We start from the raw sequence: 15,371 nt of genomic DNA, 5'->3' as shown, positions 1-15,371 counted from the left end.
ACCTCTTTTTATAATATGCAGTGGTTTCTATACCTTCCCATTACTATACCCGGACCGAAAAGCCAGCGAACCGGCAGGTGCGGGTTATAGAATGTGCCACTAGTAACACATTCCGGCATCCCGAATCGGTAGAGGGAGGTGGCGAAATGAGCAACGGCGCCGACGGCCTGGACCGCCAGTCCCCGTCAGACCTGCTCGCCCGCGTCGAACGCCTCACGCGCCGGGAAAACCTTGACTGCATACGGGTAACCGCACACGAACTCCTCTTCCCGCACTCGCCACTCGGGGAAACCCGCGCTTTCATGGACACTGAGGGCGAGCCGATCCTGCGTTTCTACACCACCCACCATGGCATTCTTGGTTTCGGCGATATCCCCAGTCTCAGCGAGTTCGTCAACGACTGGAACCACGACTGCCTCTCGCCGCACCTCGTGCTCAACTATTCCTCCCCTACCGAAGTCGAAGTGTGGGGTCACTCCTTCCTCGTGGTGCACCAGAAACCCACGAGCGCCCAACTCTCCGCTTCGGTAGTGCCAGCGCTCCACAACGCCGCGGCCTGCCTCGAAGAACTGGCTAAACATTTCCCCGTTCTCACGCTTCCCCGCCCGGCAGTCCCGGAAGAACAGACAGAACTCGACGGCCCCGTCGCCAGCGTCGATACGGCCCGCCTCGAAGCTCTCTTACCCGCTCTGGGAATTTCGCGCTTCCAATCAGATGGCGATGAAGCAGTTTATGCCTGGATCAATGACGTCCTCTTTGCCTTCGCCATTGACTCCGGCCCAAGCCTCATCATCAAAGGCCATTGGGACCCGAACCTACAGGGCAGCGAGTTCTCCAAGATCTTCCTCATTTGCAATGATTGGAACCGGAACAATCACTCGGCCTCGGCCTTCTGCCACTCCAACGTTGACGGGCTGCAGGTGCGCATTGATTACGCGGTCATGACGGGCGCCGGGCTTTCCGACGCCCAACTGATAACCGCCCTCGGCCGCGGCATCAAGCACGTCCTCCACGGCATCGACGACATTTCACGCGATGCCGTGGGCTCCTCCCCCGTCGCGTGGCCCTAGCGCACGTCGACCGCTGCCTCATTTTCTTCCGTTTCACTTTCGAGCGCCACGCTGGGCGGCTCAAAGAACAGCGCGGACCAGTAGACAAACATGGCCATAAATGGTCCCACAAGCCACGCGATGCCGGGCGAAAACTTCGGCACGAACTCCACGAATTCCCCGGGGTTCTCCGGAACATCAGTGGCCGTCGCCCCACCGAAGACATAGAAGGACGCCGCACCGGCCAAAGCCGCCAGCGCCACCCACAGCAGCACACCGACGCCACGGTAGCGCTCTCCCCAACGGTGGGCGATTGCTCCCAAGGCCATACCGAGGACTCCGGTGATCAGCACGAAGGTGATATAAGAATCGAATTGCACGTCGGCAACGTTGCGCAGGACATAGCCGCCATCCTCCATGCGATGGCCCTCCAGAGTAGGCCGCCACAGCCCCCAGACAGCGCCAACAGCGGAGAAACCAAGGAGCGCTAACGCGAGCAACCCCGCGCCGAATCCAATGGCGCGGGGTATATGAAAGCTAGGTGCACGCAGTGCAGGCACGATAATCTCTAGCCGCAGAAGGTCCAGTTACCATTCTCGCGCTTGAAGCGCATGGTGGAGCTATCCATGCCCTGGCTGGTGTTGACGTTCACGGTCGCGGAGGCGTCATCGCCGTTAACCACGACATCATTGATGGACTCAACGCCGGTCTTGGACCAGTCGAAGCCCTCCATCTGGGAGGTGTCCTGGCCAGCTGCGGCCATCATGTCCTTGAGCTGGTTCATCGGCACATCCGGGACCTGGTTGTAGTCCACCTGGTCGAGGCCGGAGTTTGGATCATTACGCACGGCCGCGCAGGTGTGTTCCGGAAGGTACTTCACAAAGGAGCGCATGGTCTGCTGCTCATACATGCCACGTACCAGGGTGTTGATACCGTCGATATCCTCCTGGCTTGCGGCCTCGCCCTGAACCGGTTCAACCTTTGGCATGTTCTGGAACGGGTCCGCGCCCTCTTCGAAGGGGTTGGCCACGGCCTGGTCGCCGCCCTCAGGGTTCTCTCCCTCCGGCTTCGGAGCAGCGCTCTCGCCGTCCTTATTCTCTTCCCCCTCCTTCTTATCCTCAGAAGTCTTCTCTTCCGTCTTCTTCTCAGACGTCTTTTCCTTGGACTTCGTCGTCGTGGTGGTCTTTGCCGCAGAGGAAGCGGTGTCGCCTGCGTTCTCGTCATCGGAACCACAAGCAGCCAAGGAAAGCGGTGCAACGAGTGCAACAGCGATGAGGGACTTCTTGGCAGGTGTCAAAAAGGACAAGGGATAACTCCTCAAATTAAATAGAGAGCGATAGGTGAATCCACGCTAGGCGTGGTGGTTGCTCTTGGGCATCTCCGACAACCCTAACAAGGGCTGTTTGAAGAAATCATATTTTACACCTTGAAGCTTCCTGTGAGCCCCACTAGGGGTTTCTTGCGCCGCGTAGAGTTGGTCGTGTGCATCTATCTCGCGACGCTATCGTTTCCACTGCCCTCGAACTCTTGACCCGCTACGGGCTTGCCGACGTCACCATGCGTCGCGTCGCTACCAACCTCGACGTGGCCCCCGGCGCCTTGTACTGGCATGTAGCTAACAAGCAATCGCTCATCGCCGCCATGACCGCTGAGATCCTCTCCCCCGTCGCGGGTGAAACCACGGCGGAGTTGGTCAGCTCGCTACACCGGGAGCTGCGCCGCTGGCGCGATGGCGCCGAGGTAGCCATTGCTGGCGCCGCTTTCCCAGAGTCTTCAGTCAGCGCTGACTTAGAAGAGCTATTCACTACGGCACTGCAGAAAGAAGCCCCCGATGCATCGAAGGAAGATAGTGCCGTCGCCGCCCGCACGCTGATCCACTACACACTGGGCGCTACTTTCATGGAGCAATCCCGCGAGCAGCTCAGTGGGGCGTCGTCCAGCGAGGCGTCGCCAAGCACGGTCTTTCCCTCTCCAAGTATCTCAAGCACCGCGCCCGTGGACGCCACCTCTGTGCGTGCCGCGGAACTCATGGTTGCCGGTTTAAAGTCACTGCGAACCGATCGCTGCGAATAGAATTGACTAAGCTGAGCCTCATGACTGAGACCCGTGCTGATCTAACGCCATCTCGCCAGGTGTGGCCTGGTTCCCCCTCCCCGCTCGGCTCCACCTTCGATGGAGCCGGAACTAATTTTGCTATCTTTTCCGAAATCGCGGAAAAGGTTGAGCTCTGCCTCATCGACCACGATGGCAGCGAAGAGCGCATTGAGTTGACTGAAGTCACCGCCCATGTCTGGCACGCCTACCTCCCCAACGTCAGCCCCGGACAGCGCTACGGTTACCGCATCCACGGCCCTTATGAACCGGAGCACGGCCTGCGCTGCGATCCCTCGAAGCTACTTGTCGATCCTTATGCCCGCGCCTTCGACGGTGATTTTGACGGCGATGCCTCGCTGTACTCCTACGATATCTTCGCTGAAGAGCCCGGTACCGGGCGCAACGAGGATGATTCCTTGGGCCACACGATGCTGTCGGTGGTCATCAACCCCTTCTTCGAGTGGCACGGCGACAACCGGCCGCATACCCCGGATAACGAAACCATCATCTACGAAGCCCACGTCAAGGGCATGACGATGACACACCCGGATGTGCCAGAGGAGCTGCGCGGCACCTACGCCGGCATGGCGCACCCGGCGATCATCAACTACTTCAAGGACTTGGGTGTGACGGCCGTCGAGCTGCTGCCGGTCCACCAGTTCCTCCAGGATGATCGTCTGCGCCAGCTGGACCTGCGCAACTACTGGGGCTATAACACCTTCGGCTTCTTCGCTCCGCATGCGGACTACGCCTACGCCAAGAAGCCAGGCGAGGCAGTGGCTGAGTTCAAGGCTATGGTTCGCGCTTACCACGAGGCAGGGATTGAGATCATCCTCGATGTCGTCTACAACCACACCGCCGAAGGCAACCACATGGGGCCAACCATTGCCTTCCGCGGTATTGATAACCATGCCTACTACCGCTTGGTCGATGACAATCCCGAGCACTACATGGACTACACCGGCACCGGTAACTCCCTCAATGTCCGCCACCCGCACTCCCTCCAGCTGATTATGGATTCGCTGCGTTATTGGGTGACGGAGATGCGCGTGGATGGCTTCCGTTTCGATCTCGCGTCTACTCTGGCGCGCGAGCTGGATGACGTCGACAAGCTCGCCACCTTCTTCGATCTGGTGCAGCAGGACCCGGTGGTCTCCAAGGTCAAGCTCATCGCCGAGCCCTGGGACGTGGGCCATAACGGCTACCAGGTTGGTAACTTCCCGCCCATTTGGAGCGAATGGAACGGTAAGTACCGCGATACCGTCCGTGATTTCTGGCGCGGGGAACCGTCGAAGATGGGTGAGTTTGCCTCACGCTTGACCGGCTCTTCCGACTTGTATGCCAACAACGGCCGCCGCCCCACCGCATCCATTAACTTCATCACCGCTCACGACGGCTTCACGCTGCGTGATTTGGTGTCCTACAACGAAAAGCACAATGCGGACAACGGGGAGGACAACCGCGACGGTGAATCCCACAACCGCTCGTGGAACCACGGCGTGGAGGGCCCGACTGACGACGAAGAAATTAAGAAGCTTCGCCGCCGCCAGGTCCGCAACTTCCTCACTACCCTTCTGCTCTCCCAGGGCACCCCGATGCTGTGTCACGGCGATGAACTAGGCCGCACCCAGGGCGGCAACAACAACGTGTACTGCCAGGACAACGAGATTTCCTGGATCGATTGGTCGATGTTGGAGCAGGAAAAGAACATCGCCATGCACGGTTTTACTAAGCGCCTGATTAACATCCGCAAGAACCACCCGGTGTTCCGTCGCCAGCGTTTCTTGGCCGGTGGCCCCTTTGGTTCTGAGGTGAAAGACCGCGATATTGCATGGCTCGTGCCCTCCGGCAAGCTGATGACCTCTGAGGACTGGGATTTTGAATTCGGCAAGGCCCTCATGGTCTACCTCAATGGCAACGCCATCACGGAAACGACGGCCCGCGGCGAACGCATCACGGATGATTCCTTCATCATGATTTTCAACGCCCACCACGAGGACATTGAGTTCACCCTGCCGAAGAAGGACTTGGGCGCTAGCTGGCGGCTCATCGTCGATACTTCTGATTCCGGCGGATACCCGGACGAGGAAAAGCTGATCTCTGCCGAAGGAACCATCATGGTGCAGCCGCGCTCCACGCTGATTTTGCGCCAGACCGAGCCCCCAGTCTTCGACGACAACGACGAACCTGCATAATCGGTTGCTTCGGCAAGAAGCAGCTGAAGCTTTGGCTACTTCTTCACCGCTTGCTCTCCACCACCAACACCATGCTTTGAAAGGAATCCGTGTCCTACACTGCCCACGGTGCCGTCATTGATGTCACCGCCGAAGCCCTTGTCTTCCGCCGCTCTTTGCTTGCTTCTTCCCTCGGCGCACCAGCCCACGAGAGTCTCTCCCTCGCTGGAGCCACGGGCGTGGAATGCACGGAGCCGACGGCAACGAGTTTTGGGCAGGTCATCGTTCACGGCACTAGCGGTGCCGAAGGTGGTGTTGGTGACACGGTCATCCGTTTTGCACCCGGCCAGGATGCCACGGCTTTCGCGCAGGCGGTGGAGGCTGCCTTGCGCGGCGAAGCACCGGCCGCCAGCACTCGTGTTCAGGGATTGAACTTCACCGCCGTCGATGTGGAAACGGCCAATGACAACTGGGGTTCGGTGTGCCAGATCGGCGCGGTCCGCTTCCGCGATGGCAAAGAGACCGAGTCCCGTACGTGGTTGTGCACTCCCCCGCCGGGCCTAGAGCACTTCGACGACGTCAACATCAGTATCCACGGCATCACGCCAGATGACGTCGCAGATGCTTCGCCCTTTGCGGATGCTGCTGCCGAGCTCTTCGACTTCCTCGGCTCTGACACGATGGTGGCCCACAACGCACAGTTCGATTCCACGGCCTTGCGCAGCGGCCTTAAGAAATCTGCGGCGCCAGTTCCGGAGATTCGCTTGGCGTGCTCGCTGGCCCTGGCTCGCGATGCCTCCCGCGCCGGCGTCATCGACGTGGCCAACCATAAGCTTCCGACCGTCGCCTCCTGTATCGGGGCCGAGGACTTCCACCACCACGAAGCCACAGCGGATGCCCGGGCAGCCGGCGAAATTGTTAGCGCCCTGGCTCAGCGCTTTGGTCACTCTGGTTCCATCGAGGACTTGTTCACCATCCGTGACTTTGCCCTGGGCACCTTGAGCGAGGAGTCCGTCATCCCAGTTCTGCGCGCTAACACTGCTCCGCTGTCTGCAGCGGACTTAGGCGCAGGCACGGATTTCCGCGACAAGACGCGCATGGCCGGAACGACCTCGGGTGCGAAAAAGAAGAGCTCCGGGTCCGCACAGCGCCGCGGGCCGGCCCCATGGCAGTCCGTATCCACGCCAGACACCATCCCGGATCCGAACCCCGACGCCGATCCAGAAGGCGCATTGTTTGGCCAGAATGTCACCCTCACTGGTGACTTCGAACCTTTTGATAAAGGTCTGTTGTGGTCCAAGATTGCTGAGCGCGGTGGAAAGGTGGGCAAGAACGTCACGAAGAAGACCACCATCCTCGTCGTAGGCCAGTGGGCCACCAAGACATCGAAGGAAAAGCGCGCCGAAGAGCTACAAGGCAAGGGCCAGGATATTGAGATCTGGCAGACAGACAAGCTCCTCGAGGAGCTTCAACTCGATGAAGCACCTCCGTTTTAACCCGCGATTGGCCTCAAGGCATCCGCGATAAGCCCCAATACAAAGGAATTCTCCTCTTCGCTGGGAACCGGTGGGCGTGGAGCGCAGTCCAATAAGCATAAGGAATCTGCACCTGCCCAACCGTTACGGAGATAAATCCTTATGACCATCGCGCTATCCACTTCCCTCCACGTCGATCGCCTTCTCCCCTCGCTCTGCCCGAGCGAAGAGCTGACCGGAAATAAGCTGTGTGATGATGGTTTTGGGGACTCACCTGCTAGCCTCCAGCTATCGCGCACGCTATCGATGTCCATAGTGCGCGGCACGGGTACGGAGGCCAAGCGTGTGAGCCAGCGCGCTCTGGATGATATGGGCTTGACCGTACGCCAGGCATGGGATTCCGCAGCGTTGAATCTGCAGCGGCGAGCGTTGACGGAGCAGGGACTGCGATTCTTCACCCGCCCTGCCGAACTGGGCTTCATGGGGGCCGAGGCAGGTCTCGAGGTGCGAGCTCATCGCTGCACGATATCGTCCTGGTTGGCCCATCCGCAGGCTTTCGTTATCCTAGACAATCATCTTCAGAGGCTCAGCCAGGCTCGAAGTATCACGTACCTCGTGCCTGATGCGCACACTCTTTATGCGTTGTTCAACGTATCCCCGCATCGCGCCACAGAGTTAGCGTGGCGCGCTGCTGAATTGCGCCCGCGCCATCGAGCCCCGCTCAGCATGCAACCGCTAGTATTAGCTAACGGCTTCCCATTGGAGGTGTAGACGCACCCCCGCGCTTTTCCGCCGTGGCCGAAAGGAGTCACGTTTCACGATGGCTGAATCATCCATGTCCCGCTTGAGCAACCAGTACCATTCCTGGGTGCACGCGCATCCCACTGCGGCGCAGGACTTCCGCGATGCCATCGAGGACTTGCTTAACGACGCCGGAATTATCTTCGACCGCGTAGCTACCCGCGTCAAGCTTTGGCCGTCCCTGAAGGCCAAAGCAAAGAAGCGTCGCAGCAACGGCGAGCTCATGTACCCCACTCCGTGGGAGGATATCCACGATGTCTTGGGCGTGCGGATTACCGTCTTCCACTCCACGGTTATTCCGGAGGCCCTCGAAGTTCTGGGAGAAACCTTCACCGTGCTTCGCTCGGTGGACAAGGCAGCAGAAACGCGGATTTCCGGCGGCTTTGGCTATGGCTCACACCACCTAGTGCTCAAGGTCTCTGAAGATAGTGCCGCTGCCCTTGAGGAACTTGAAGCCTATGTTGGCTGGACCTTTGAGATTCAAATCCGCACTGTGCTGCAGCACGCCTGGGCGGAATTTGAGCACGATATCCGGTACAAGCAGGGACCAAACCCGCCATCCCCACAGGTGGATCGCCTTTTCACGCTCGCTGCGGGCCTCATTGAGTTGGCGGACCAGCAGTTCGATGAGATTGCGGCGCTTAAGGCCCCCAGCTCCGAGGCGGACGATGACGTGGAAATCACGGCAGAGACCCTCCCCGGCGTCCTCGCCATCATTCTGGGTAACCGCTTTCCGCGTTCACGCTCGGAGCACTACCGCTTCCTGGCGGAGCTTTTAGAAAACAACGGCATCAATCGTCTAAGCCAGCTCAAGCAGCTCCTCGATGAAGACGCCATCGCCCACGTGCATGACGCCATGCGCTACCGCTTCCGCCCGGGCCAAGTCAGGCTTATCGACGATTTGCTGCTCAACAAGTTCGGTGCCCAGCACATCGAGGCCACCGCCCAAGCCGGCGACCGCAAGGATCGCAAGCGTCGCCTGAACGCGCGCCTGAAGGCCTTAAAAAACTTCCGGAATAATTAGCGGAATCCGCCGCGGAACTTGTCCATCTGCCGGCGCTCCTTCTTCGTGGGGCGGCCGGCACCGCGCGGGCGAACCGGAACCGAGGGTAAAAACTCCTTCGGCGGTGGCGGCGGTGCGTGGTCGATGTAGCAGGTCCGCGCGATGGGAGCGCCCACGCGCTTGGACACGGTGGCGAGCACCTCGAGATCATGTTCGTGGTGGTTGCGCCACACGCGCACGCGGTCGCCGGGGACAACCTGCTGTGCGGGCTTGGTGGCGTTGCCGTTAAGCTTGACGTGCCCGGCGCGCACCGCTGTGGCAGCTTCTGACCGAGTCTTGAACATGCGCACGGACCAGACCCAGGCGTCAATGCGGACGGGCCGCCCGTCGGGCTGATTCACCATAGGCGCTTAAAGGTTGTGGTTTTCGTTGACGATCTTCTGGATCTTGACCCAGTTGTACACGCCACCCACCACGGCGACGATGAGGCCAATGGCCATACAGGTCCAGAAACCAGTCAATGCCCAACCCAGGAGGATGCCGCCGGCGACGCCTCCCACGACACACACAGCGCCGTTGCGTGCGTGGGTGCGTACGGCTTGTTTGCGTTGCTCAATGGGATTGTTGGGGCGTCGCTGCATAGTCATGGGGCTTATTTTACATGGCCAGAAGCCCGCAACCTTAAAGCTCCACCCAGGCTGTTCCGGCTTCCTTCGGCTTTACCCCACCCTGAGTCAGTGCCGCGAGCGTTGCAGCGAGTTTCTCCTCACCGCCGGGCTCAACGGACACGGTGAAAGTCACTGCCTGGCCATAAGCGGTATCCACCATGTCGACGCCGCGGTTGCGCAGCTCCGCTTCCAGCCGGCCGGCCTCCGCGTGGGAAACCTCGACAGTATAGAGCTCGCGCAAGGCGCGCGTAACATGCTCAACCTGCTCCATCGTCTCGCTCACGGCGCCGCCATAAGCGTGAACGAGCCCGCCCGCGCCCAACTTGATACCGCCGAAATAGCGCACGACCACCGCACAAATATCAAGCAGCCCCGAGCCTTTCAAAACATCAAGCATCGGTTTACCGGCGGTGCCGGAAGGCTCGCCATCATCGGAGGAGCGCTCCACTGGATTCGAGCCATCGACGTGGTAGATATACGCCGAGCAGTGGTGGCGGGCGTCGGGAAAGCGGTCGCGGGCGGCGTCGATAAGCGCGCGTGCTTCCGCCTCATTCGTGGCGCGGCCGATGAGGGTGATAAACCGCGAGCGTTTGATCTCAATCTCGTGCTCGACGACGTCACCTGCGACCGGGCGTTGATAACTCTCCAGCATTACGCGACGAGGAAGTCGTACTCAGGGGTGCCCGGCTTAAGCTGCTGGCAATTCAGCTTCGACTTCTCCATGCGCTCCAGCAGACCATCGATGCCCGCTGCGCTGCCCAGTTCGATGCCTACCAGCGCGGCGCCGGTCTCGCGGTTATTGCGCTTGAGGTACTCGAACAACGTGATGTCATCTTCAGGGCCGAGTACATCCTGCAGGAAGTGGCGCAGCTGGCCTGGCTCCTGCGGGAAGTTCACCAAGAAGTAGTGTTTGAGGCCGCGGTGCACTAGGGAGCGCTCCATGATTTCGGCGTAGCGCAGCACGTCATTGTTGCCGCCGGAGATAACGCAGACCACCGTTGAGCCCGGCTGCAGGTTAAGCGTGCGCAGACCGGTCACGCTCAGCGCGCCGGCGGGCTCGGCGATGATGCCTTCGTTCTGGTACAGCGCCAACTGCTCAGTGCACACGGCGCCTTCGGAGACGACATCCCAGTGCAAGCGTCCTTGATTGGCCTCCAGGATTTTGAAGGGCAGCTCACCGATGCGCTTGACTGCAGCTCCATCGACGAAAGGATCGACGGTGTCGAGCGTTACCGGCTCGCCGGCAGCGAACGCAGCGCTGAGCGACGCCGCCCCGGCCGGCTCAATGCCAACTACCGCGGTGCGGGGGGCCATGTCAGCGAGGTAGGAGGTGATGCCGGAGATCAGGCCGCCGCCGCCCACGGGGACAACCACGGTGTCGAGGGATTTACCAATGGACGAGAGTTGGGACACGATTTCCGCGGCGACGGTTCCCTGGCCGGTAACGGTATCGCGTGCGTCGAAAGGCTCGATAAAGAAGGCACCGCGCTCCGCAGCATCCGCGTGTGCGGCGGCTGCTGCTTCATCGAAATTGGCGCCGGTGACCACGAGTTCCACGACGTCACCGCCATGGACCAGGATGCGGTCGCGCTTTTGCTTCGGGGTCGGCTCCGGCACGAAGATCTTGCCGTGGATCCCCATGGTGCGGCAGGCATAAGCCACGCCTTGGGCGTGATTGCCGGCAGAGGCGGTGACAATCCCCTGCTTCCGCTGCTCTTGGCTTAAGTTCGACATGCCGTACAGAGCGCCGCGAATCTTGTAGGAGCGCACGTCCTGCAGATCTTCGCGCTTTAAGTACACCTCATAGCTGGTTTCTTGGGACAGGCGCGGGCAATACTGCAGCGGAGTCGGGGCAATCTCCGAGCTAATTCGCGATTGTGCCAGTTGGATATCAGAGGCGTGGATTGGCTCGAAGTCTTGCGGGGTGCTTGTCATGGTGGCTCATTTTAGCGCCCCAGCTTTCTCCCGTCGCACATTACCTAGCATTCGACCGATTCACCGAACGTTTACCTAGATATCGTTTGTTTGCAACGCTGCGTTCCCCAAAAGCACCATGGGTGCAACGTACGGTGGTTCGGAAACTTTTTCGTTCCGCTTCAAGGAGTCTTTCTCAATGTCTCGCTCTTTCTCCCGCCGCGCTCTCGCGCTGTGTGCTGCGACCGCGACTAGCCTTAGCCTGACCGTGCCGGCATCCTCGGCCGCGATTGTGGACAACGTCATCGGGCATTCCGCCGCTGACGCCAGCCTCAAGGTGACGCCGATCGGCACCTATGAGTCCGGCGTGTACGCAGAATCGGCCGCGGAAATCGTGGCCTTCCACCCAGCCTCCAAGCGCATCCTTACGGTTAACGCGCACGCGGGCCAGATCGACGTCCTCGACGCCGCTGACCCGGCCAAGCCCACCTTGCTCGGCTCGATTTCTGCCGGTGAAGGCAAGGAAATCAACTCCGTAGCCGTGCGCCCTGATGGCCTAGCTGTGGCCGCCGTCCAGCAGGCGGACAAGACCGAGAACGGCGAGGCGCTCTTCTTCAACGCTGCGGCCGAGGACCTGGCCGCCGCCGAGCTGGGGCGCGTGGCGGTGGGGGCTTTGCCGGATAACGTCCACCTCACCGCGGACGGAAGCTACGCTCTCGTGGCCAACGAGGGCGAGCCGTCGAACGAGCTCAACGCCGAGGGCACCGATTACGTCGCCGACCCAGAAGGTTCCGTCTCCGTTATCAAGCTGCCGGCGGGAGTTGCGGCGCCGGCTCAGGCGGATGCCCGCATCGCTGATTTCACGGCTTTCGACGGCAAGCCACTGCCTGAGGGGGTGCGCGTCTTTGGTCCCTCCGGGCACGAGGCGAAGCCCTCCATTGACTTCGAACCGGAGTACATCTCCTCCCAGGCGGGCAAGGCATACGTGACACTGCAGGAGGCCAATGCCATTGGGGTCATCGATATTGAATCCGCCACCGTGGAGAAGATCCTGCCGGCTCACATTGCGGATCACTCGCAGGTGCCGCTCGACTCCTCCAACAAGGATGATTCGGCTGAGCTGCGCACCATCCCGGTCAAGGGGCTGTCCATGCCGGATTCCATCGGCGCTTTCACCGCCGGTGGCCAGACCTACTTTGCTACCGCGAACGAAGGCGATGCCCGCGAGTGGGGTGTCAAGGAAAAGGACGGTGGTTCCGGCGTCTACACCGATGAAGTCGAGCTCAAGGACCTCATCGAGGACGGCAAGGTGTGCGAGGGCGCGCTGGGCGACGTCTCTGCGGAAGACCTCGCCGATAAGAAACAGGCCGGCAACCTGAAGCTGAGTACTGCTTCCGGCTGGAATGAAGAGAAGGGCTGCTTCGATGAACTCTATGCCTACGGCTCCCGGTCTTTTAGCATCTACGATGCCAACGGCACGGTCGTCTTCGACTCCGGTAGCGATTTTGAAAAGATCACCGCTGAGCTGAATGAACCGGGTGTGTTCCACCACAACGCCGATAACGAAGCGGCCGAGTTTGATGACCGCTCTGACAACAAGGGCCCTGAACCGGAGGCCCTGACAATCGGCAAGGTTGGGGATCGCACCTATGCTTTCGTTGGCGCCGAGCGCGTCGGCGGCGTTTTCGTCTATGACGTCACTGACCCGGCCAATGCCTCCTTCGTCACCTATGTCAACAATCGCGACTTCTCCACCGATGAGTTCGCCGCTGCCGGTGACTTGGGCCCGGAGGGCTTCACTTTCGTCGACAAGGCCAACTCCCCCAACGGCGAGCACCTGCTCATCGTGGGCAACGAAGTCTCCGGAACCACCACCATCTACTCCGTTGAAGATGTGCTCGACGACGAAGACGCTGCCGACAACAAGGACGACGAGGGCAAGAATAACCACAGCTCCCACTCATCCACCGCGGGCATCATCGCCGGTTCTGTCATCGGAGTCATCGCCGCGGTGGCTGCCGCGGTAGGCCTGCTGAACACTCCGGGTATCCGCGAAACCGTCCTCAGCCTTGCACCGGCGCCGCTGCGTGAGCAGCTGGAGAAGTTCCTGTAATCCCTACTTTTCCTCGGGGCGGGCTGCTACATTGAAGTGGGCTTAGGACAAGCTAGCCCCCTTTTTTCTCACACCCCCTTCGCACCTTCTTTCAAGGAGAATTCCTGATTATGCGCCTTTCCACCTCCCTTATCGCAGTGTGCGCGACGACGATGGCCCTGGTCACTCCGTTGGCCACAGCCGCAGAATCTGCTGAGAGCAGCCAGTCCTCCGCTTCCTCCCAGAGCCAAAGCTCTAGTGGCGGAAGCTCTCAGGGCCCCAACGGTGGAAGCTCGATGAACGTCGGTCACATCGACACCTCCGATCTCTCCAAGGAATGTGCGGACGCTGTGCACAAGGCGCGTGAGGAGCACGAAAAGGCGGTTGCCGATGGCACCGCGGGTTCTTCCTTCATGGGGCCGCAGGAGCTGGGGCTCGGCATCCTTAACGGTTATGGTTCCTCTGGCATGCCAGCAGAGCCAGACTGCGTCCAAGCGGAAAAGGACGCCGAGTTGGAGAAGGAATGGGACGAGATGCCCGAATGGGTACAGTCCGCCCGCCCCAATGACACAGCCGAAGAGGTCTTTGCGTGGGTCGGCGGCATTATCGCTCTGGTCGCCGTCGCTATTAATGCGCTGACCGTGGTCGCACAATTCGACCCATCCGTTCTCGATGGTCTGCGCGCCTTCCTGAAGAGCCAGGGCTTCCACTGGGATAACTCCCAGAAGAAGGAAGGCGAGAAAGCGGCTGCGAAGTAACCGCCTCCCCACCAAAAATTAAACGCGCGAACCGAGCAGGTTCGCGCGTTTATTTAGTTTGCTCACTGGTTCATGGCCGCTCGCTGATTAGAACAGCTCCTCGGTGGCAATCTGCGCACCCTCCACGAGGGACTCCAGCTTGGCCCACGCGATCTGGTGGTGCAGACGGCCGCCGAGACCACAGTCCGTCGATGCGATCACGTTTTCTGGGCCGACCAGTTCAGCGAACTGGATGATGCGGTCTGCTACCAAGCGTGGGTGCTCCACAGCATTGGTGGAGTGAGAAACCACACCCGGGTAAATGACGGTGCCCTCCGGCAACTTGTGGTCCTTCCACACGCGCCACTCGTGGGCGTGACGCGGCGAGGCACCCTCGAAGGAGAATCCGCCGACCTTGGCCTGCAGGATCTCCTCAATGATGTCCTCGAACGGAATATCCGTCACGTGCGGGCCATGCCAGGAACCCCAGCAGATGTGCAGACGAGTCTGCTCACGCGGGATGTCCTTGATGGACTCGTTGAGGATCTCAATGCGCTCGCGTAGGAAGGCCTGGAAGTCCGCGACCGTCGGCTCCGGGACCACGGAGTCCCAGGCTTCAGCCAGGTCCGGGGCGTCGAACTGCACGGTCAAGCCAGCATCCGTGATGGCCTTGTACTCCACCTTGAGCGCTTCACCGCAGGCACGCACGAGATCGGTCTCATCCTCGTAGTACTTGTTAGGCAAGCGCGCCGCAGCACCCGGGGACAGGGCGGCGACGAAACCTTCGGTGCCCTCTGGCAGGGCGTCGGCAAGCAGCTTCACGTCTGCCTCGACTTGTTCCTGGCCAATGTAGGTAACCGGGCCGGTGAACTCCGGGTTGGCCACCTTCTTGCGGCCGGTAAAGATTCCCGAATCCGGGTCGTTGTAGGCCTCGGCGAAAAGGGCGCGGTCGCGGCGATCCTTCATCGACGAAAGGCGAATCTTGCCCGGCTCGGAACGAATCTTGTCACCGATTTCCCAGCGGTCCTTGTCCGTCATGGTCAGACCACCCAGGCGGGTAAAGGAGTAGTTCCACCACGCGCCGTAGTCCACGGCGCCGGAGGTGATGTGGCCGTATTCGCCCTCGTTAATGATGTCGATGCCGAGATCGACTTGGCGCTTAACGACGTCTGCGACCGAGCGTTCCAGAATCTCGTGGAACTTCTCATCGGAGATGGTGCCTGCGGAGCGCTCGAGGTTAGCTTCCAGCAGCTCCTTCGTGCGCGGCAGCGAGCCAACGTGGGTGGTGCGGATCTTATTGACCATGAGGAAACGGTCTCCCTTTCAACTAGACTGTGCTGTCTAGCGTAACCCACGGGCGAGGC

At 60.5% G+C, this 15,371-nt stretch carries 14 protein-coding genes; 7 read left to right on the top strand and 7 right to left on the bottom strand.

Annotated elements, in window-relative coordinates:
* Positions 1 to 146 precede the first annotated feature (146 nt).
* Positions 147 to 1,070, top strand: a complete 924-nt coding sequence (locus HMPREF2822_RS01300; RefSeq protein WP_070519932.1) for a YbjN domain-containing protein — start codon at positions 147 to 149, stop codon at positions 1,068 to 1,070.
* On the opposite strand, the gene HMPREF2822_RS01295 is transcribed toward HMPREF2822_RS01300, so the two are convergent.
* Both HMPREF2822_RS01295 and HMPREF2822_RS01290 read right to left on the bottom strand, forming a co-directional pair.
* Positions 1,067 to 1,468 carry a hypothetical protein gene (locus tag HMPREF2822_RS01295; protein ID WP_227485693.1) on the bottom strand — a complete coding sequence of 134 codons (402 nt, stop codon included), beginning with the start codon at positions 1,466 to 1,468 and terminating at the stop codon, positions 1,067 to 1,069. The two genes, HMPREF2822_RS01300 and HMPREF2822_RS01295, sit on opposite strands and share 4 nt — an antisense overlap.
* A 149-nt stretch (positions 1,469 to 1,617) precedes the next feature.
* Positions 1,618 to 2,355 carry a hypothetical protein gene (locus tag HMPREF2822_RS01290; RefSeq protein WP_070519931.1) on the bottom strand — a complete coding sequence of 246 codons (738 nt, stop codon included), beginning with the start codon at positions 2,353 to 2,355 and terminating at the stop codon, positions 1,618 to 1,620.
* Between the two features lie 176 nt (positions 2,356 to 2,531).
* Here HMPREF2822_RS01290 and HMPREF2822_RS01285 point away from each other — a divergent pair, with 176 nt between their 5' ends.
* From HMPREF2822_RS01285 to HMPREF2822_RS01265, 4 genes are all read left to right on the top strand, one after another.
* A complete protein-coding gene (locus tag HMPREF2822_RS01285; RefSeq protein ID WP_070519928.1) occupies positions 2,532 to 3,122 on the top strand; it encodes a TetR family transcriptional regulator in 591 nt (196 codons plus the stop codon).
* A 20-nt stretch (positions 3,123 to 3,142) separates the two neighbouring features.
* Positions 3,143 to 5,338, top strand: a complete 2,196-nt coding sequence (gene glgX, locus HMPREF2822_RS01280) for a glycogen debranching protein GlgX (protein ID WP_070519926.1) — start codon at positions 3,143 to 3,145, stop codon at positions 5,336 to 5,338.
* Between the two features lie 89 nt (positions 5,339 to 5,427).
* Positions 5,428 to 6,813 (top strand): 3'-5' exonuclease, encoded by a 1,386-nt coding sequence (locus HMPREF2822_RS01275; protein ID WP_070519924.1) that lies wholly within the window; start codon positions 5,428 to 5,430, stop codon positions 6,811 to 6,813.
* Positions 6,814 to 7,612: 799 nt separating this feature from the next.
* Positions 7,613 to 8,617, top strand: a complete 1,005-nt coding sequence (locus tag HMPREF2822_RS01265; protein WP_070519920.1) for a GTP pyrophosphokinase — start codon at positions 7,613 to 7,615, stop codon at positions 8,615 to 8,617.
* On the opposite strand, the gene HMPREF2822_RS01260 is transcribed toward HMPREF2822_RS01265, so the two are convergent.
* From HMPREF2822_RS01260 to ilvA, 4 genes are read right to left on the bottom strand one after another with little or no spacing between them, the layout of a single operon-like run.
* Complete coding sequence (locus HMPREF2822_RS01260) at positions 8,614 to 9,000, bottom strand: RNA-binding S4 domain-containing protein (RefSeq protein ID WP_070519918.1); 387 nt, start codon at positions 8,998 to 9,000, stop codon at positions 8,614 to 8,616. The two genes, HMPREF2822_RS01265 and HMPREF2822_RS01260, sit on opposite strands and share 4 nt — an antisense overlap.
* A gap of 6 nt (positions 9,001 to 9,006) precedes the next feature.
* Positions 9,007 to 9,243 carry a hypothetical protein gene (locus HMPREF2822_RS01255; protein WP_070519916.1) on the bottom strand — a complete coding sequence of 79 codons (237 nt, stop codon included), beginning with the start codon at positions 9,241 to 9,243 and terminating at the stop codon, positions 9,007 to 9,009.
* A gap of 34 nt (positions 9,244 to 9,277) precedes the next feature.
* Complete coding sequence (locus HMPREF2822_RS01250; RefSeq protein ID WP_070519914.1) at positions 9,278 to 9,916, bottom strand: YigZ family protein; 639 nt, start codon at positions 9,914 to 9,916, stop codon at positions 9,278 to 9,280.
* Complete coding sequence (gene ilvA, locus HMPREF2822_RS01245) at positions 9,916 to 11,199, bottom strand: threonine ammonia-lyase IlvA (protein ID WP_070519912.1); 1,284 nt, start codon at positions 11,197 to 11,199, stop codon at positions 9,916 to 9,918. The genes HMPREF2822_RS01250 and ilvA overlap by 1 nt, the downstream gene beginning before the upstream one ends.
* A gap of 178 nt (positions 11,200 to 11,377) precedes the next feature.
* On the opposite strand from ilvA, the gene HMPREF2822_RS01240 reads away from it, so the two are divergent.
* A complete protein-coding gene (locus HMPREF2822_RS01240; protein WP_070519910.1) occupies positions 11,378 to 13,291 on the top strand; it encodes a choice-of-anchor I family protein in 1,914 nt (637 codons plus the stop codon).
* 110 nt (positions 13,292 to 13,401) lie between these two features.
* On the top strand, positions 13,402 to 14,028 hold the full coding sequence (locus HMPREF2822_RS01235; RefSeq protein WP_070519908.1) for a hypothetical protein: 627 nt from the start codon (positions 13,402 to 13,404) through the stop codon (positions 14,026 to 14,028).
* An 87-nt stretch (positions 14,029 to 14,115) separates the two neighbouring features.
* On the opposite strand, the gene HMPREF2822_RS01230 is transcribed toward HMPREF2822_RS01235, so the two are convergent.
* Positions 14,116 to 15,312 carry a cobalamin-independent methionine synthase II family protein gene (locus tag HMPREF2822_RS01230; protein ID WP_070519906.1) on the bottom strand — a complete coding sequence of 399 codons (1,197 nt, stop codon included), beginning with the start codon at positions 15,310 to 15,312 and terminating at the stop codon, positions 14,116 to 14,118.
* Positions 15,313 to 15,371 lie beyond the last annotated feature (59 nt).

It is taken from the genome of Corynebacterium sp. HMSC062E11, assembly GCF_001811845.1.
GTDB lineage: Bacteria > Actinomycetota > Actinomycetes > Mycobacteriales > Mycobacteriaceae > Corynebacterium > Corynebacterium hesseae.
The sequence above is the reverse complement of the archived record's forward strand: the minus strand, read 5'-3'. Positions and strand labels throughout refer to the sequence as shown.